This is a genomic window from Mesorhizobium sp. WSM4845 (assembly GCF_055811455.1).
The window spans coordinates 90,615-109,389 of the sequence record NZ_JBVVQA010000009.1; the positions used below are offsets into that span (position 1 = coordinate 90,615).

Below are 18,775 nucleotides of genomic sequence, written 5' to 3' on the forward strand. Positions count from 1 at the left end.
CGTATCGAAAATCTGTAACGTTTCAGATTCTGGGAGGAGCCGAAATGCGATACCAAATCATGACCGCTGCGTTGGCAGTGACAACCGCGCTCGCCGCCCCGGCGGCAGCGACGGATCTGGAAGTCACCCATTGGTGGACTTCAGGCGGCGAGGCGGCGGCGGTCGCCGAATTCGCCAAGGCGTTCGACGCGACAGGCAATCATTGGGTCGACGGCGCCATCGCCGGCTCCGGCGGCACGGCGCGGCCGATCATGATCAGCCGCATCACTGGCGGCGACCCTATGGGCGCCACCCAGTTCAACCACGGAAGGCAAGCGGAAGAATTGGTGCAGGCCGGTCTGATGCGCGATTTGACCGAGCTCGCCACCAGGGACAAGTGGGCGGAAATCGTCCAGCCGAAGAGCCTGCTCGATGGCTGTACCCTCGACGGCAAGATCTATTGCGTGCCGGTCAACATTCACTCCTGGCAGTGGCTGTGGCTGTCGAACGCGGCCTTCGAAAAGGCCGGTGTGCCGGTGCCGAAGAACTGGAATGAATATGTCGCGGCCGCCCCCGCGCTGGAGAAGGCAGGCATCATACCGCTGGCGGTCGGCGGGCAGCCTTGGCAATCCTCGGGCGCCTTCGACGTGCTGCTTACGGCGGTCGGCGGCACGGACGCTTTCTTGAAGGTCTATCGCGACAAGGATGCCGAATTCGCCGCCGGGCCCGAGGTCGCGAAGGTATTCAAGGCCGCGGACGATGCCCGCAAGATGGCGAAGAACACCAATGTGCAGGACTGGAACCAGGCCACCAATCTCGTCATCTCCGGCAAGGCCGGCGGCCAGATCATGGGCGACTGGGCGCAGGGCGAGTTCCAGGTTGCCGGGCAGACCGCCGGCAAGGACTATACGTGTCTTCCCGGCCTTGGCCTGAACGAGGTCATCGCCACCGGCGGCGATGCCTTCTACTTCCCGCTGCTGCAGGACGCGGAAAAGTCCAAGGCGCAGGAAGCGCTGGCCGAAACGCTGCTCGATCCCAAGACGCAGGTCGCCTTCAACCTCAAGAAGGGCTCGCTGCCGGTCCGCGGCGATATCGACCTCAAGGCGGCGAACGACTGCATGAAGAAAGGGCTCGACATCCTGGCCAAGGGCAGCGTCATGCCCTGGACGGACCAGCTGCTGTCGCAAGACACCCAAAAGCAGAAGGAGGACCTTTTCTCCGAGTTCTTCGCCAAGCCGGACATGACCGTGGAAGAGGCGCAAAAGCGCTTCGCCGACATCGTCGCCTCAGCGGACTGACGATCGACGAACCGCTCGCTCCCGGCCCGCGACCGCGGGGCCGGGAGCTCCGGGTCAAGTCTTGACCCCTGACCCTTCGGCCTTACCCGATCCAGCCCGGCTGTGCAGATGAGCAAGAGCGAACGCCCCAACCAACTCTTCCGCAACCTTAACGCCAAGGTCGCCTCTATTCCGATGGTCCTCACCGCACTGGTGATCTTCGTCGGCGGCAGCGCGTGGACGGTGCTCTATTCCTTCACCAATTCAAAACTGCTGCCGCGGCTGAACTTCGTCGGGCTCGACCAGTATTATCGGCTGTGGTCGACGCCGCGCTGGCTGGTCTCGATCGAGAACCTGCTGGTCTACGGCGTGCTGTCGCTGGTGTTCTCTCTGGTCATCGGCTTCATACTGGCGGCGCTGCTCGACCAGAAGATCCGCTTCGAGGACACGTTCCGCACCATCTTCCTCTATCCCTTCGCGCTCTCCTTCATCGTCACCGGTCTGGTCTGGCAGTGGCTGCTCAACCCGGAGTTCGGAATCCAGGGGGTGGTGCGCGGCCTCGGCTGGGAAAGCTTCAGCTTCGATCCGCTCTACAATTCCGACATCGTCATCTACGGCATCCTGATCGCCGCGCTCTGGCAAGGCACCGGCCTCATCATGTGCCTGATGCTGGCGGGCCTGCGCGGCATCGACGAGGATATCTGGAAGGCCGCGCGGGTGGATGGGATACCCACCCTGAAGACCTATCTGTTCATCATCATCCCGATGATGCGACCGGTCTTCATCACCGCGCTGGTCATCATCGCTGCCGGCATCGTCAAGGTCTATGACCTGGTTGTCGCACAAACCAGCGGCGGTCCCGGCATCGCCTCCGAAGTGCCGGCCAAATATGTCTATGACTACATGTTCTTCGCCCAGAACCTCGGCCAGGGCTTCGCCGCCTCGACCATGATGCTGCTGTCGGTGGTGGTCGTCATCGTTCCCTGGGCCTATCTCGAATTCGGAGGCAAGAAGCGTGGCTGACCTTGCCGTTCCCCTGCCTGCCGGTACGGGCTCTATCGGGCTTGAGGCATCCGGGCCGCGAGGGCCGAAGCCGCGGCATGTGTTCTCGCGCCGCAACATCTTCCTCTACGGCACGCTGATCGTGGTGGCGCTGTATTATCTGCTGCCGCTCTACGTGATGGTGGTGACATCGCTCAAGGGCATGCCGGAGATACGCCTCGGCAACATCTTCTCGCCGCCGCTCGAGATCACCTTCGAGCCTTGGGTGAAGGCCTGGTCCAGCGCCTGCACCGGCCTCAACTGCGACGGGCTCTCGCGCGGCTTCTGGAATTCGGTGCGCATCACCGTTCCGTCGGTCATCCTGTCGATCGCCATCGCTTCGGTGAACGGCTACGCGCTTGCCAACTGGCGCTTCAAGGGAGCCGATACTTTCTTCGTGATCCTGATCGTCGGCGCCTTCATTCCCTATCAGGTGATGATCTATCCGATCGTCATCATCCTGCGCGAGATCGGCCTCTACGGCAGCCTCAGCGGTCTGGTGATCGTCCATTCCATTTTCGGCATGCCGATCCTGACGCTGTTGTTCCGCAACTATTTCACTTCCATGCCGGAGGAACTGTTCCGGGCGGCGCGCGTCGACGGCGCCGGCTTCTGGGGCATCTATTTCCGCATCATGCTGCCGATGTCGCTGCCGATCTTCGTCGTCGCCATCATCCTGCAGGTGACCGGCATCTGGAACGACTTCCTGTTCGGCGTCGTCTACACCCGCCCCGACACCTATCCGATGACGGTGCAGCTCAACAACATCGTCAACTCGGTGCAAGGCGTGAAGGAATACAACGTCAACATGGCCGCCACCATCCTGACCGGTCTGGTGCCGCTCGTCGTCTACTTCGTTTCCGGCAAGCTTTTCGTGCGTGGCATCGCCGCCGGCGCGGTGAAAGGATGATGATGACAAGACTCGAAAATCCCAGCGTCTCAATCCAGGACCTGTCGCTGAATTTCGGCGCGATCTCGGTGCTGGAAACCCTCAACATCGATGTCGCCGAGGGCGAGTTCATCGTGCTGCTCGGGCCGTCCGGCTGCGGCAAGTCGACCCTGCTCAACTGCATCGCCGGTCTGCTCGACGTTTCGGACGGCCGCATCTTCATCAAGGGCAAGAACGTCACCTGGGAAGAACCCAAGGACCGCGGAATCGGCATGGTGTTCCAGTCCTATGCGCTCTACCCGCAGATGACGGTGGAGAAGAACCTGTCGTTCGGGCTGCGCGTTGCCGGCATTCCCAAGGACGAGATCGCCAAGCGCATTGCACGGGCCGCCGAAATCCTGCAGATCGAGCCGCTGCTGCAGCGCAAGCCGTCGGCGCTTTCGGGCGGCCAGCGCCAGCGTGTGGCGATCGGGCGGGCGCTGGTGCGCGACGTCGACGTCTTCCTGTTCGATGAGCCGCTCTCCAATCTCGACGCCAAGCTGCGCGCCGAATTGCGTGTCGAAATCAAACTGCTGCACAGCAAGCTGCAGAACACCATGATCTATGTCACCCACGACCAGATCGAGGCGATGACTCTGGCCGACCGCATCGCGGTGATGAAGGGCGGCGTCATCCAGCAGCTCGACGCACCGCAGACCATCTACAATCGCCCGGTCAACCGTTTCGTCGCCGGCTTCCTCGGCTCGCCGGCGATGAATTTCCTCGACGGCAGGCTGGAGAAGGACGATGGCAACTGGCACTTCGTCGCCGAGGAGGTGCGGATCCCGCTTGCCACCTACGCTTTCGAAAAGGAGCCCGTGCCGGGAGCGGCGGTGTTCGGTATCCGGCCCGAGCATGTCGCGTTCAACAGCGGCTCCGGATGGCCGTTCACAGCCAAGTCAAATGTCGTGGTCGTCGAACCCATGGGTTCCGACACGCTGGTCTGGCTGAAGCTCGCAAATCAGAATTTCACCGTGCGGGTGACATCTGAGCGCACGCCAAACAACGCCGACACCGTGAGCATCGGTTTTGACCCGATGCGCGCTTCGCTGTTCGACGCTGCAACCGGCAACCGCCTGTAACACCCCGAGAATTTCACCCTCAAGCACATCCATCCCCAGAGAACGGACAGAGACGATGAATTGGTCATTCCAACTTTACAGCGCCCGCAACTTCCAGCCTTGGGCAGCGGTGCTCAAGTTGCTCGGCGAGCTTGGCTACGCGCAAGTCGAAGGATTCGGCGGCGTCTATGACGATCCCAAGGCTTTTCGTGCCGAACTCGACAAGAACGGCCTCGCCATGCCGACCGGCCATTTCTCGATCGATGCGCTCGAGAACGATTTCGACGGCGTGCGCAAAATCGCCGACGCGCTCGGCATCACGCTGCTCATCTGCCCCTATCTGGTCGCTGAGAGCAGGCCGACCGATGCCGCCGGCTGGCGCGGCTTCGGCGCACGCCTGGCCAAGGTCGGCGAGACGGCTGACAAAGCCGGCTACGGCTTTGCCTGGCACAACCATGATTTCGAGTTCAAGACGCTTGCCGACGGTTCGGTGCCGCAGGACCATATCCTGGCGGCAGCGCCCGACATCGGCTGGGAGATGGACGTCGCCTGGGTGGTGCGCGGCGGCGACGATCCGCTGCCCTGGATCGAGAAGCATGGCAAACGCATCGCCGCCGTCCATGTCAAGGACATCGCCAAGCCTGGCGAGGGCCTCGACGAGGACGGCTGGTCTGATGTCGGCCACGGCACGATCGACTGGGCCGGCCTGATCCAGGCGCTGCGCGCCGAGAGCGCCGCCAAATACTACGTCGTGGAACACGACAACCCCAACGATATCGAGCGCTTCGCCCGCCGCTCGATCACCGCCGCCAAGACCTATTAGGAGCAAACCAGCATGGCAAGAAAACTTGGGGTCGGCGTCATCGGCTGCGGCAACATCTCGAAGGCGTATTTTTCGCTGGCGCCGCTGTTTCGCGGCATCGAGATGCGCGCCTGCGCGGATATCGACATGGATGCAGCCAAAGCGCGGGCGAAGGAGTTCAAGCTGCGCGCCGAGACAGTCGAAGGACTGCTCAAGGCCGGCGACATCGACATCATCGTCAACCTCACCGTTCCGGCGGTGCACTATGAGGTGTCGAAACAGATCCTCGACGCCGGCAAGCACGTCTATTCGGAAAAGCCGTTCGTGCTGTCGGTCAAGGAAGGGCTGGACCTGAAGAAGCTGGCGGAGAAAGAGGGACTGCGTATCGGCTCGGCGCCGGACACTTTCCTCGGTGGCGCGCACCAGCTTGCCCGCAACCTGATCGACACTGGCAGGCTCGGCAAGATCACCAGCGGCACATGCCACGTGATGAGCCATGGGATGGAGCACTGGCACCCCAATCCGGATTTTTTCTTCCAGCCTGGCGCTGGTCCGGTGCTTGATATCGGACCCTATTACATCACCAACCTGATCCAGCTGATCGGGCCGGTGAAGCAGGTGGCGGCCTTCGCTTCGATCCCCTCGACAGAACGCACCATCAGTTCGAAGCCGCGCGCGGGCGAAAAAATCCTGGTCGCGACGCCGACGACCATCCACGGCGTGATGGAGTTCGAGAATGGCGCCGTGGTGACGCTCAATAGCAGCTGGGACGTGTGGAGCCATGGCCATGCGCCGATGGAACTCTACGGCGAATTGGGCACGGTGTTTTTGCCGGATCCGAATTTCTTTGGCGGCGACGTTCGCTTCACCAATGCCGCCAAGCCGATCAAGAAGCTGCCAAAGTGGAAGCATCCATTCGGCGTGGCCAACCAGATGCATTCGCACGGCATGATGGCCAACTACCGCACCGCCGGTCTCGCCGACATGGCGCTGGCGATCACGGAAGGACGGCCGCATCGCTGCTCGATGGAACTGGCGCTGCATGCCGTCGATGTGATGACCGGCATGTTGCGGTCGGGCGCGAGCGGAAAGTTCGTTGCCATGCAGACCACCTGCGAACGGCCTGCGGCACTGGGCGTCAAGGATGCGGAAGGGCTGTTGGCGAAGAAGAATGGGCTCTTGGCGAAGAAGAAGTAACGCAAGCGCTTCAGCGATCCCTCTCCCCACGGGAACGGCGAGAGGCTAAGGGTGAGAGGCAGAGCCGACTCACCCTTTATCGCGGTGGCAACTGCCGGGCTCGCTTTTGATTTGAGGATCTCCCATGCCCTATGTGCCCGCCGAAAAACGCTACGAGAACATGGTCTACAATCGCTGCGGGCGATCCGGCCTGAAATTGCCGGCGATCTCGCTCGGGCTCTGGCACAATTTCGGTGACGACACGCCGCACCGGACCAAGCAGGCGATCGCGCGCAAGGCGTTCGATCTCGGCATCACACATTTTGACCTCGCCAACAATTACGGCCCGCCGCCCGGTTCGGCGGAGACGGCATTTGGCGAAATCCTGCGGACGGATTTCTCCTCCTATCGGGACGAGCTGATCATCTCGACCAAGGCCGGTTATGAGATGTGGGCCGGACCCTATGGCGAATGGGGCGGGCGTAAATATGTGCTGGCCAGCCTCGACCAGAGCCTGAAGCGGATGGGCCTCGACTATGTCGACATCTTCTATTCGCACCGTTTCGATCCAGAAACGCCGCTGGAAGAAACGATGGGCGCGCTCGATCACGCGGTGCGCTCGGGCAAGGCGCTTTATGCCGGCATCTCCTCCTACAATTCGCAACGCACGCGCGAGGCCGCCGACATATTGAAGCAGCTCGGCACGCCCTGCATCATCCATCAGCCGAGCTATTCGATGCTCAACCGCTGGGTCGAGGACGACGGTCTGCTCGACACGCTGGAGGGGCTCGGCGTCGGCTCCATCGTGTTCACGCCGCTGGCGCAAGGCATGCTGACCGACAAATATCTCGGCGGCATCCCTGAGGGCAGCCGCGCCAGCCAAGGCAAGTCGCTGCGGCCGGCCTTCATCAACGACAAGACCATCGCCAACATCAAGGCGCTGAACGCCATCGCCGGCCGACGCGGCCAGACGCTGGCGCAGATGGCGCTGGCCTGGGTGCTGCGCAAGGGCCGGGTGACCTCGGCGCTGATCGGCGCCAGCCGGCCGGAACAGGTCGAGGATTGCGTCGGCGCGCTGAAGGCGCTCGACTTCAGCGATGCCGAGCTCGCCGAAATCGACACCTACGCACGCGAGTCCGACATCAATCTGTGGGCCGCGTCCGCCGAGCGCAAGGGTCCGCCACGGAAGTGACTCAGGGCAATCACTTCAGGTTTGCGGCGCCGGCACAGAAACAGTAGCAAAAAGGCCGGTTCGTCGCTATCTGGAGAGAATTGAAGCCGCTTGCATGCGGAAATGACGTGCGAGCGGCGCAAAACGGGTTGGAAACAGGATCATGGCGGCAAGGGATGTGCTGACGAAGAACCAGTTGTGCGTGCTCGAGAAACTCGAGGCCGCCAGCGGGCCGCTCAGCGCCTATACATTGCTCGACCAGCTTCGCGATCGGGGTTTTCGCGCACCGCTGCAGGTCTATCGCGCGCTCGACACGCTGGTGAAGTCCGGCTTCGTGCACCGGCTCGAAAGCCTCAATTCCTTTGTCGCCTGCGCCGAGCCGCACGACCACAGCCATTCGATGACCGCCTTTGCCATCTGCGACACATGCGGGCAGGTGACCGAATTCTCCGACCATGATGTCGGACACCGGCTCGACGAATGGGTGCGCTCGACCGGCTTCGCCGCCAAGAAGGCGGTGATCGAGTTCCGCGGGACGTGTGCCAAATGCCTGGCCGAGGCGGCTTAAGGGCCGGTTGTGCCGTGACCTAGCGGTGGAAGCCGGAGGGACAGCGCCCCCCTCTGTCCTGCCGGACATCTCCCCCACACGGGGGGAGATCGGCCATTATCCCGGCTTTCGCCAATCTCCAACGGAGCAAGATGGTTGCAGCGCCGAAGTTGCCAATCTCCCCGCTCGTGGGGGAGATGTCCGGCAGGACAGAGGGGGGCGCGAAGGATCGCTACAGATTACAACTGGTCGGCCGCGGACATCCGCATGAGGCCCTAATGCGCCTCTTCCCAATTGTCGGCGGCGCGGGCGTCGACGTGCAGCGGCACCGACATCGACACCGCCGGCATCGCGGCGTTCTCCATCACATGACGCACGACGGGGATCGTCGCCTCGACCTCCGCTTCGGCCGTCTCGAAGACCAGTTCGTCATGCACTTGCAGCAGCATGCGGGCGGACAGCTTCGCCTTTTCCAGCGCTTCGTCCATGCGGATCATGGCGCGGCGGATGATGTCGGCCGCGGTGCCCTGCAGCCGGGCGTTGATCGAGGCGCGCTCGTTGAAGGCGCGGACCGACGGGTTTGACGACCGTATCTCCGGGTAGTGGATGCGGCGGCCGAAGATCGTTTCGACATAGCCGTATTCGCGGGCATAGGCCTTGGTCGCGTCGATATAATCGCGGATGCCGGGGAAGCGTTCGAAGTATTTCTTGATGTAGGCGCCGGCCTCTTCGCGCGGGATCGACAGCTGGTTGGCCAGGCCAAAGGCGGAAATGCCGTAGATGATGCCAAAATTGATCGCCTTGGCGCGGCGGCGTATCTCCGAGGGCATGCCCTCGACCGGCACGTTGAACATCTCCGAGGCGGTGATGGCGTGGATGTCGGCGCCGTCGGCAAACGCCTGCTTGAGCTGCGGGATCTCGGCGACATGGGCGAGCACGCGCAGCTCGATCTGGCTGTAGTCGGCGGAAACCAGCTTGTTGCCCTTGTCGGCGATGAACGCCGTCCGGATCTTTCGCCCCTCGACGGTGCGTACCGGAATGTTCTGCAAATTGGGATCGGAGGACGACAGCCGGCCCGTCGTCGTTGCGGCAAGCGCGTATGAGGTGTGGACGCGCTTCGTATCGGGATGGACGAAACCGGGCAGCGCATCGGTATAGGTCGATTTCAATTTGGTCAGCTGGCGCCAGTCGACGATCTTGCGCGGCAGCTCGTGGCCTTCTGCGGCGAGGTCTTCCAGGAGCTGGGCCGAGGTCGACCATTGGCCGGTCTTGGTCTTGGAGCCGCCGGGCAGGCCCATCCTGCCGAACAGGATGTCGCCGAGCTGTTTTGGCGAGCCGATATTGATGCGCTCGCCGACGAGCTGGTAGATCTCGTCCTCCAGCCGCGCGGCGCCCTGTGCCAGCTCGCCGGAGAGCCGCGACAGGATCTGCCGGTCGACGGAGATGCCGCGCTGCTCCATCCTTGCCAGAACCGGCACCAGCGGCCGTTCCAGCCGCTCGTAGACCGAGACGAGGCCCTTGGCGGCAAGCCGCGGCTTCAGCACCCGCCAGAGCCTGAGCGTCACATCGGCGTGCTCCGCGGCATAGGCCGTTGCCTTGTCGATGTCGACCTGGTCGAAGCCGACGAAGCTTCGTCCAGAGCCGGCCAGTTCCTTGAGGGCAATGGTCGAGTGGCCGAGCCACTTTTCCGACAGGGCCGCCATGCTGTGGCCGCCGGACGTGCCTGCGTCGAGCACGTAGGAAATCAGCATGGTGTCGTCGAAGGGGGCGATATCGATGCCGTGGCGGCTCATGACGACGATGTCGTATTTCAGCTCCTGAACGATCTTGAGAACTGACCTGTCCTCCAGCAACGGCTTCAGGATGGCAAGCGCCTCACGGATCGGAATCTGGTTTTCGACCACTCCGCCGCCGAGCAGGTCGCCATTGCCGCGTTTGTGGGCGAGCGGCACATAGGCGGCGCGACCGGGCGCAGTGGCTATGGACAGGCCGATCAACTCGGCCTGCATCGGATCGGCTGAATTGGTCTCGGTGTCGAAGCCGACGATGCCGGCCTCCATCGCCACGGCCACCCATGCCTTCAACACTTCAGTGTCGCGGATGGAGACGTAGGCGCTGGTGTCGATCTTGCTGGCGGTGGCGTCCTCGAAGCGAAGCGCCGAGAGAAGCGATGGGGTGTCGCCTTGCTTGGGTTCCACCTTGACGGTGGCCGGCACCGCTTCCCCGGCTTCGTCTGTCACTGTGCCCGCCGCGCTTTCGGCGGCGCCCGGCACGCCAAACCCCATATCGGGACCATGCGCGGTGTCGGCGCGCTCGATAATGACGGGCATGGCCTTGACGTCAGCCGCTTCTGTTCCGGTTGCTTCCGCCACGCGGCGGGTCAGCGAGGAGAATTCCATCGTCTTGAGGAAGCCGATCAGCCTTGGTCCGTCGGGCGGGTGCAACACGAAATCATCGAGCCCGCCGTTCAACGGCACGTCGTTCTTCAGCGTCACCAGTTCACGCGAGATGCGCGCCTTGTCGGCATTGGCGATGATCGATTCGCGGCGCTTGTCCTGCTTGATCTCGGTGGCACGGGCGAGCAGCGTATCGAGATCGCCGAACTGTTCCAGCAATTGCGCCGCCGTCTTCGGCCCGATGCCGGGCACGCCCGGCACATTGTCGACCGAATCGCCGGTCAGCGCCTGCAGGTCGATCATTTTTTCCGGCGGCACGCCCCATTTCTCGATCACCTCGGGAACGCCGATCTGGCGGTCCTTCATCGGGTCGTACATGGCGACCGAAGGGCCGACCAGCTGCATCAGATCCTTGTCGGAGGAGATGATGGTGGTGTCGGCGCCGGCTTCGCAGGCAAGCCGGCAATAGGTGGCGATCAGGTCGTCGGCCTCGTAGCCTTCCGTCTCGAGGCAGGGCAGGTTGAAGGCCCTGGTCGCCTGGCGGATCAGGCCGAACTGCGGGATCAGATCTTCCGGCGGTGCCGAGCGGTTGGCCTTGTATTCGGGGTAGAGGTCGTTGCGGAAGGTTTTCGACGAATAGTCGAAGATGACGGCGAAATGCGTCGGCACGATGCCGACATCGGTGTTGCGGGCGTCCTGCGTCAGCTTCCACACCATGTTGCAGAAGCCGAGAACGGCACTGGTCGGCAGCCCATCGGATTTGCGGGTCAGTGGCGGCAGCGCGTGATAGGCACGGAAGATGTAGCCGGAGCCGTCGACAAGGAACAGATGATCGCCTTTTTTCATGGGACGAAGGGATAGCGCGGCGCGGCGTCGTGGTCCATGCCAAAGGCGGCCTCAACCACCGGTTCCGGCAACATCCCTGACACGTCGATCCGATCACGGGTATGTTACGAAAGTGTAATCTTCGTGCCCTTGAATCGCCACGTTCGGAGACACAGATAAACGCCATCGGCATTTTTCGCCGAGGTCCGGAGCAAGGCCCGTCCCCCGCCTATCCCGGACACTTGCGGCAGCCTATCCCCCCTCTCCGGGCTGCCGCATCGTTTCGAGTAAAGGCCGCCGTGGTTCCCCCTCCACCACGGCGGCATTTTTTTGCCTTTCGGTGCCCGTGGTCCAACGACCGCCGGCTTTTCGTTTCTGCCTCGCAGCTTTAGGGTTGCCGCTCAGAATCGAAAGGCTTGATAAAATGTCCAGAATTTCTCCCGTCCTCGACCGCCTCGACAAAAATCTCGACGAGAGCCTGGAGCGCCTGTTTGGCCTGCTCAGGATCAAGTCGATCTCCACCGATCCATCCTATGCCGCAGACTGCCGCAAGGCGGCGGAATGGCTGGTGGCTGAGCTCGAGCTGATCGGCTTCGACGCCAGCGTGCGAGACACGCCAGGCCATCCGATGGTGGTGGCGCACCATGACGGGCCGGCAGGCGCGCCGCATGTCCTGTTCTATGGCCATTACGACGTGCAGCCGGTCGACCCGATCGAGCTCTGGGAAAGCGATCCGTTCGCACCTTCGGTAAAGCAGATCGAGCCCGGCCGCCAGGTGATCACGGGACGTGGTTCGGCCGACGACAAGGGGCAGTTGATGACCTTCGTCGAGGCTTGCCGCGCCTGGAAGCAGGTGCATGGCGGGCTGCCGTGCCGCATCACAATTCTGTTCGAGGGCGAGGAGGAGTCCGGCTCGCCATCGCTGAAGCCGTTCCTCGAGGCAAATGCGGCCGAACTCAAGGCCGACTTCGCGCTCGTCTGCGACACCGGCATGTGGGACCGCGATACGCCGTCGATCTGCGTCGCGCTGCGCGGTCTGGTCGGCGAGGAGATCACGGTGAAAGCCGCCGACCGCGACCTGCATTCCGGTCTCTACGGCGGTGCTGCCGCCAATCCGATTCGCATCCTGGCCAGGATCCTGGCCGACATCCACGACAAGGACGGCCGCGTCACCATTCCCGGTTTCTATGACGGTGTCGAGGAGACGCCTTCGCAGATCCTGAAGTCGTGGGAGGCGCTCGGCGAGACCGCTGAGACGTTCCTTGGGCCCGTCGGCCTGTCGATCCGTTCCGGCGAACACGGCCGCTCGGTGCTCGAACTCACCTGGGCGCGGCCGACTGCCGAGTTCAACGGCATTATAGGTGGCTATACCGGCAAAGGGTTCAAGACGGTGATCGCGGCGGAAGCCTCGGCAAAAGTGTCCTTCCGCCTCGTCCACAAGCAGAACCCGGAAAAGATCCGCGCCGGTTTCCAGGCCTTCGTCAGGGAGCGCATCCCGGCCGACTGCTCAGTCGATTTCCACCCGCATGGCGGCTCGCCGGGGATCCAGCTTTCCTACGACTCGCCATTTCTCGCCAAGGCCAAGGACGCGCTGTCCGACGAGTGGCCGAAGCCGGCGGTGACCACGGGAAGCGGCGGCTCGATCCCGGTGGTCGGCGATTTCCAGACTTATCTCGGCATCGAATCCTTGCTTGTCGGTTTCGGGCTCGACGATGACCGCATCCATTCGCCGAACGAGAAATACGAGATGAGTTCCTTCCACAAGGGCCAGCGCTCGTGGGCGCGCATTCTCGACGCGCTGACACGCTGAGAGGGCCAGACTGCAACTTTCTGTTGATTTTTCATCGGATCGCGGCGAGGACGGGATAGAGCGACGCCGCGCCCAGTTGGACGCACGAATGGGCCGCGACCGGAGAAGACGATGAGCGATATCCGCTTCCACAAGAACGACCTGCCCGGGCTCTTGCACTACGACGTCGGGGCGGTCGCGATCGACACGGAGACGCTGGGGCTCAATCCGCATCGCGACCGGCTTTGCGTGGTGCAGATCTCGCCGGGCGACGGTTCCGCCGACGTCATCCAGATCGCGCCCGGCCAGAAGAAGGCGCCAAACCTCGTCAGCCTGCTCAAGAACCGCAGCATAACCAAGCTGTTCCATTTCGGCCGTTTCGATCTCGCCGTCCTCTACAACGCCTTCGGCGTCATGCCAGAGCCGGTGTTTTGCACCAAGATCGCCTCGCGGCTGACCCGAACCTACACCGACCGGCACGGGCTGAAGGACATTTGTTTTGAGCTTCTCGGCGTCAGCCTGTCGAAGGCGCAGCAATCGTCGGACTGGGCGGCGGAGACACTGTCGCCCGAACAACTCGAATACGCAGCCTCCGACGTGCTTTACCTGCACCAGCTGCGCGATGTGCTGACGATGCGGCTGGCGCGCGACAACCGGACCAAGGAGGCCGAGGCCTGCTTCCGCTTCCTGCCGACGCGTGCGAAACTCGACCTGATGGGCTGGGATGAGGCAGACATCTTCGCCCACAGCTAAGTGGAACCAGGCGTTCGCCTCGACGTTCTATCGATCGATGGAGGGGATGAAATGGCTGCCAGAAAACCAATCGAAACAGCACCCAGGGATGGCTCCAAGGTCACCGTCTACTGGAAGGACAGCGACGGGGTGATGAACGAATCCATCGCGCAGTACAGGTCGCTCGACCGGCTGAAAGCGGCCGGCGGCGACTGGGACGAGAACGACACCGGCTGGTGGGCCTATACGGACGGTCATACGCAAAGAAAGATCGAGCCGATCAGCTGGCGGCCTGCATCCGGGGATGACGACGGCGAATGACGCCGCTGGCGGCGCCGGCTTCTTTCCAATAGGTTGGACCTGTTGCAATCGGAGGTCGATTCGGAGCTTTCCGCTCCGCGACCATTCGCTCGGGAGGGATCTGCAATGGGTACTGAGAGCCTGCTTGTCTTCATCATCATCGGCGCCATCGCCGGCTGGCTCGCCGGCTTGATCGTCAAGGGTTTCGGCCTCGGCCTGATCGGCAATATCGTCGTCGGCATCGTCGGCGCCTTGATAGCCGGCTTGCTCTTCCCAAGGCTGGGATTCGCCATAGGCGGTGGCATACTTGCCTCCATTATCCACGCCACGATCGGCGCGGTGATCCTGCTCGTGCTGATCAAGCTGGTGAAGCAGGCCTGATCCTGCGAAGCACATCAAGGGCGCGCCATGAAACAGAACATGCTCTATCTCGTCATCGGCGCGCTCGTCGTCGTGGTCATCGCGCTCGGCATCTATGTCTATCGCGAGCAAACCAGGCCGGAGGGCGTGGAACTCAAGATCGACGACAAAGGCATTTCGATCCAGCAGAACTGAGCGGCGTTGGGGTGGCACGGCAGAGGTGCCGATGATCTAACCCTATCAGGCCGAAAATTGACGATAAGGCAGGGGCCGCTCCATCCTTCGATGCACCCGGATAGAAGCCAAGCCGGATATGGAATGAGAGTGACGTATCGACACATTCGCGGTATGATCTTGGTACAGGGAGTTTGGGGCCAACCCACCTACTATTAGGAGGTTGCCATGAGGCACCAAACACTGGACCAACTGCATACGGTGGCAAAGGTACACAGAGACCCAACACCTCCTGCAATGGACCGAACCCAGCGTCTCGAACGTTGGTCAAAACTTCTTGAACGGCAGCCCAACCGACTCCTCACCGCACTTATCGGGACCGAATATCGTTCGTCACCCGAGCGCGACATTATGCGTGGCGAAGGCTCGCCAATATCGGTTGCCTTCGAGGATTCGGTCCTGCGCGATGAGGGGCTGAAAGACGATACTTATGGCGAAGCAAAGCGTTTCTTCGAATTGACCGACGATGAGCTCCACGAAATTGTCTGCTACTGCCATGTGGGCGAGACGATGCAATCATCCTGGGCAGCGCTTTCCGTTCGTGCTGCGATTGGCTAACGCATGATCCCCAGTACGCGTAACTTTGGTCACAAGGTCATGCGTAGATTCAATGGGTTAGAGCGCGATCGAACGCACTTTACCGATCGCGCTCTAATGACGAGCATAGATTGCGGCTACCTTGCTATTGGCGGTCCGCGCCGAACGACTGCGGCTGGGCAGTTGATGCCGAAATGCGAGAACGCTCCGCCGTCTCGCGATAGACGCCATTGTTGCCGACCGCCAGGAGCAAGGAACGGAGCGGTGACGTGCCGTAACGCATTGAACTAACTTTGAACCATTTAACCCGCCCTTAAATCGCCGCATCTACTCTGCACCCCGAACGCCATGGAGCAACGTTCGTCCGTTCGGACGCACAGAGTGCGCTCTACGACTTTGAAGCTTCGCATCGGCTTTTCCGAAAATCGATACCGATTTTCAGGCCGATGCGACAGGCATCGGGACAGACAGCACAGCGTATGGCGAACCGCAGAGACAGCCGCATCGAACCGAGCTTCGAGGGACCGCCGCGGGCGAAATCCTCGGCCGGTTTTTCGTTGAGCGAGGAGGATCGCGTCGTGCCGAGCAACCGCAACACCTCTGCAAAGCGCCAATCGGCCAGGACAAAACCGTCGCGTCGCGGGCGCGGCAAAAGCCGGCGCGGCCTGTTCGGCGTGCTCGGCCGGCTGGCCTACTGGTGCTTCGTGCTGGCCATCTGGGGCGGCATCGCCGCCGCCGGCATCGTCGTCTATTACGGCGCGAAAATGCCGGCGGCCACCACCTGGGCCATCCCCGACCGCGCGCCCAATATCAGGATCGTCTCGGTCGACGGAAAACTGCTCGCCAATCGCGGCATGAGCGGCGGCGAAGCCGTCGGCCTGCATGAAATGTCGACCTATATTCCCGAGGCCGTCATCGCCATCGAAGATCGCCGCTTCTATTCGCATTTGGGCATCGACCCGATCGGTCTGTCCAGAGCCATGGTGGCCAACGTTGTCGGCGGGCGTTTTTCGCAGGGCGGCTCGACGCTGACCCAGCAATTGGCGAAAAACCTGTTCCTGACACCCGATCGCACGCTGGAACGCAAGGTACAGGAAGTGCTTCTGGCGCTCTGGCTCGAGCACAAGCACACCAAGGACCAGATCCTCGAAATGTATCTCAACCGGGTCTATTTCGGCTCCGGCGCCTATGGTGTCGAAGCGGCCTCGCGCCGCTATTTCGGCAAGAGCGCGCGCGACGTCACGTTGCCGGAGGCCGCGCTCCTCGCCGGCCTGTTGAAAGCGCCGTCGCGACTGTCTCCGGCGCGTGACCCGAAGGCCGCCGAGCGGCGCTCGCAGCTTGTTCTCGCCGCCATGCGCGACGAAGGCAAGATCAGCGCCAAGGAACTGACCACGGCGATGAGCGCGCCGGCGTCGCGGGTGGCATCCTACTGGACGGGCTCGGAAAACTACGTCGCCGACGCCATCGTGGAAGAACTGCCCGACCTGATCGGCGACGTGCGCGGCGACATCATCGTCGACGCCACCGTCGACCTGACGCTGCAGAAGCTCGCCGAACAATCGATCCGCCGGCTGATCGACGGCAGCGGCAAAAAGCTCAATGCCAGCCAGGGCGTGCTGGTGTCGATCGACAATTCCGGCGCGGTACGCGCCATGGTCGGCGGCTATGATTATTCGACCAGCCAGTTCGACCGCGCCTCGGAGGCGCGCCGCCAGCCGGGCTCGGCGTTCAAGCCCTTTGTTTACATGGCGGCGCTGGAAGCCGGCCGCACGCCCGACAGCGTGCGCAATGACGCGCCGATCAAAATTGGCAAATGGACGCCCACCAACTACGGCGGCAAGTATTTCGGCAAGGTGACGCTGGCGACGGCGCTGGCGAAGTCGCTGAACTCGGTGGCCGCCCAGCTGACAATGGAAGTCGGGCCTGACGCGGTCGTCGAGGCGGCGCATCGCATGGGTGTCCAGTCCGACCTCACGGCCAACACCTCGATCGCGCTCGGCACGTCCGAAGTGACACCGCTGGAACTGACGTCGGCCTATGTCCCCTTCGCCAATGGCGGCTACCGGCCGGATGTCCATTTCATCCGCCGCGTGACGACAGCCGAAGGCAAGGTGCTCTACGACAACAATGGCGGCGCCCCGCGCGTCATCAAGCCCGAGATCGTCGGCATGATGAACTCTATGATGATGGGCACAGTTGAAATCGGCACTGCCAGGAAGGCGGCCTTTGCCTGGCCGGCCGCCGGCAAGACCGGCACCAGCCAGAATTCGCGCGACGCCTGGTTCATCGGCTATACCGCCAATCTCACCACCGGAGTCTGGTTCGGCAATGACGATGGCGGTCCGATGAAGAAGGTTACCGGCGGCGCGCTGCCGGCGCAGGCCTGGCATGAGTTCATGGTCGCCGCGCATGAAGGCGTGCCGGTGCGGCCGCTGCCTGGAACATGGCGGTCGACGCCTGCCGATACGATCGTGCAGGACGAATTACCGCCCAACATGGCGCAACCGGCGCCGGTGCCGTCCGCTTCGGTCAGCCAATCCGCGCCGTCCGCCCAAAAAGCGTCGCCGCCTCGCGCTGTGCGTCCCGCCGAAACGGTCGATGCCGGCGGCTTCGGCATGCCGGGCGGTGGCGGCACCACCGCATCGATCAAGCGCCCGGTGCCGCCCGCCGATGTCGGCGGCCCGGTCAAGAAGCGGCAGACCTCGATCCTCGACATCCTCACCGGCGGCTGACCCCTCGTCATCGCTGCCGTGTTCCGCTACATCTGCGATTTAAAAGTGCTAGAGCGTACTTTGTGCGTCCAAAGGGACGCACGTCGCCCTAGAGAGATCGCGAATGGCTGAGACCGACACCAGAAAGACCATCGTGCTGACCGGCGCCAGCCGCGGCATCGGCCATGCCACAGTCAAGCGCTTTTCGCGTGAAGGCTGGCGCGTCATCACCTGCTCGCGCCAGGCCTTTGCCGACGACTGCCCGTGGCCAGCCGGTCCGGAGGACCATATCAAGGTCGATCTCGCCGACCAGGAGGATGTCGGCATCGCAATCTCGGAGATCCGCCATCGGCTGGAGGCGCATGGCGGCCAGCTTCATGCGCTGGTCAACAATGCCGGTATCTCGCCGAAGCTCAAGGACGGCAACAGCCGCATGAATTCGATCGACACGCCGATGCATGTCTGGCGCGACGTGTTCCAGGTCAATTTCTTCGCGCCGATCATGCTGGCGCGGGGATTGTTCAGGGAATTGGCGTCGGCCAAGGGCTCGATCGTCAACGTCACCTCCATCGCCGGCACTCGCGTGCATCCCTTCGCCGGCACCGCGTATGCGACGTCGAAGGCGGCGCTCGGCTCGCTGACGCGCGAAATGGCGCATGATTTCGGCCCGCACGGCATCCGCGTCAACGCCATCGCACCCGGCGAGATCGACACCGCGATCCTGTCACCGGGCACGGAAAAGATCGTCGAGACGATTCCGCTCCGGCGGCTGGGCACCACGGCGGAAGTCGCCGACATCATCTTCTTCCTGTGCTCACAGCAGGCGTCCTATGTGACGGGCTCGGAAATCCACATCAATGGCGGCCAGCACGTGTGAGCTTTTTCACACTTACCCTCTCTAGTTCTTCA

17 protein-coding genes are annotated in these 18,775 nt (G+C 62.7%); 16 read left to right on the forward strand and 1 reads right to left on the reverse strand.

The window, feature by feature from the left end:
- Positions 1 to 44 precede the first annotated feature (44 nt).
- The 8 genes from AC0L2C_RS12975 to AC0L2C_RS13010 all read left to right on the forward strand — a co-directional run bounded on the left by AC0L2C_RS12975 (position 45) and on the right by AC0L2C_RS13010 (position 8,003).
- Positions 45 to 1,277, forward strand: a complete 1,233-nt coding sequence (locus AC0L2C_RS12975) for an ABC transporter substrate-binding protein (RefSeq protein ID WP_023797404.1) — start codon at positions 45 to 47, stop codon at positions 1,275 to 1,277.
- 108 nt (positions 1,278 to 1,385) lie between these two features.
- A complete protein-coding gene (locus AC0L2C_RS12980) occupies positions 1,386 to 2,279 on the forward strand; it encodes a carbohydrate ABC transporter permease (RefSeq protein ID WP_023797405.1) in 894 nt (297 codons plus the stop codon).
- Entirely contained in the window at positions 2,272 to 3,207 is a 936-nt protein-coding gene (locus tag AC0L2C_RS12985) for a carbohydrate ABC transporter permease (RefSeq protein ID WP_023797406.1), read from the forward strand. Before AC0L2C_RS12980 ends, AC0L2C_RS12985 begins: the two co-directional genes overlap by 8 nt.
- 2 nt (positions 3,208 to 3,209) lie before the next feature.
- Entirely contained in the window at positions 3,210 to 4,307 is a 1,098-nt protein-coding gene (locus tag AC0L2C_RS12990; RefSeq protein WP_287344074.1) for an ABC transporter ATP-binding protein, read from the forward strand.
- Positions 4,308 to 4,362: 55 nt separating this feature from the next.
- On the forward strand, positions 4,363 to 5,109 hold the full coding sequence (locus tag AC0L2C_RS12995) for a sugar phosphate isomerase/epimerase family protein (protein WP_287344073.1): 747 nt from the start codon (positions 4,363 to 4,365) through the stop codon (positions 5,107 to 5,109).
- Positions 5,110 to 5,121: 12 nt separating this feature from the next.
- Positions 5,122 to 6,285, forward strand: a complete 1,164-nt coding sequence (locus tag AC0L2C_RS13000) for a Gfo/Idh/MocA family protein (protein WP_287344072.1) — start codon at positions 5,122 to 5,124, stop codon at positions 6,283 to 6,285.
- A 124-nt stretch (positions 6,286 to 6,409) separates the two neighbouring features.
- Positions 6,410 to 7,456: an L-glyceraldehyde 3-phosphate reductase gene (gene mgrA / locus AC0L2C_RS13005; protein ID WP_287344071.1), complete on the forward strand. Its 1,047-nt coding sequence runs from the start codon at positions 6,410 to 6,412 to the stop codon at positions 7,454 to 7,456.
- Positions 7,457 to 7,598: 142 nt separating this feature from the next.
- Positions 7,599 to 8,003: a Fur family transcriptional regulator gene (locus AC0L2C_RS13010; protein ID WP_023797411.1), complete on the forward strand. Its 405-nt coding sequence runs from the start codon at positions 7,599 to 7,601 to the stop codon at positions 8,001 to 8,003.
- 254 nt (positions 8,004 to 8,257) lie between these two features.
- Here AC0L2C_RS13010 and polA read toward each other — a convergent pair whose 3' ends face one another.
- The gene (polA, locus tag AC0L2C_RS13015; protein WP_473523527.1) at positions 8,258 to 11,224 is read right to left on the reverse strand and encodes a DNA polymerase I; all 2,967 of its coding nucleotides are present in this window, start codon (positions 11,222 to 11,224) and stop codon (positions 8,258 to 8,260) included.
- Positions 11,225 to 11,627: 403 nt separating this feature from the next.
- Here polA and AC0L2C_RS13020 point away from each other — a divergent pair, with 403 nt between their 5' ends.
- From AC0L2C_RS13020 to AC0L2C_RS13055, 8 genes are all read left to right on the forward strand, one after another.
- On the forward strand, positions 11,628 to 13,013 hold the full coding sequence (locus AC0L2C_RS13020) for a M20/M25/M40 family metallo-hydrolase (protein WP_473523528.1): 1,386 nt from the start codon (positions 11,628 to 11,630) through the stop codon (positions 13,011 to 13,013).
- Positions 13,014 to 13,124: 111 nt separating this feature from the next.
- Positions 13,125 to 13,745, forward strand: coding sequence for a ribonuclease D (locus AC0L2C_RS13025; RefSeq protein ID WP_287344067.1), 621 nt, complete (start codon positions 13,125 to 13,127; stop codon positions 13,743 to 13,745).
- 51 nt (positions 13,746 to 13,796) lie between these two features.
- Positions 13,797 to 14,045, forward strand: a complete 249-nt coding sequence (locus AC0L2C_RS13030; RefSeq protein WP_023797415.1) for a hypothetical protein — start codon at positions 13,797 to 13,799, stop codon at positions 14,043 to 14,045.
- A 105-nt stretch (positions 14,046 to 14,150) separates the two neighbouring features.
- A complete protein-coding gene (locus AC0L2C_RS13035; protein ID WP_023797416.1) occupies positions 14,151 to 14,405 on the forward strand; it encodes a GlsB/YeaQ/YmgE family stress response membrane protein in 255 nt (84 codons plus the stop codon).
- Between the two features lie 27 nt (positions 14,406 to 14,432).
- Positions 14,433 to 14,579: a hypothetical protein gene (locus tag AC0L2C_RS13040; RefSeq protein ID WP_023797417.1), complete on the forward strand. Its 147-nt coding sequence runs from the start codon at positions 14,433 to 14,435 to the stop codon at positions 14,577 to 14,579.
- A 207-nt stretch (positions 14,580 to 14,786) separates the two neighbouring features.
- Positions 14,787 to 15,176, forward strand: a complete 390-nt coding sequence (locus AC0L2C_RS13045; RefSeq protein ID WP_023797418.1) for a hypothetical protein — start codon at positions 14,787 to 14,789, stop codon at positions 15,174 to 15,176.
- 458 nt (positions 15,177 to 15,634) lie between these two features.
- Positions 15,635 to 17,887 (forward strand): transglycosylase domain-containing protein, encoded by a 2,253-nt coding sequence (locus tag AC0L2C_RS13050; protein ID WP_473523529.1) that lies wholly within the window; start codon positions 15,635 to 15,637, stop codon positions 17,885 to 17,887.
- A 103-nt stretch (positions 17,888 to 17,990) separates the two neighbouring features.
- Complete coding sequence (locus AC0L2C_RS13055) at positions 17,991 to 18,743, forward strand: SDR family NAD(P)-dependent oxidoreductase (protein WP_065010150.1); 753 nt, start codon at positions 17,991 to 17,993, stop codon at positions 18,741 to 18,743.
- Positions 18,744 to 18,775: the final 32 nt, after the last annotated feature.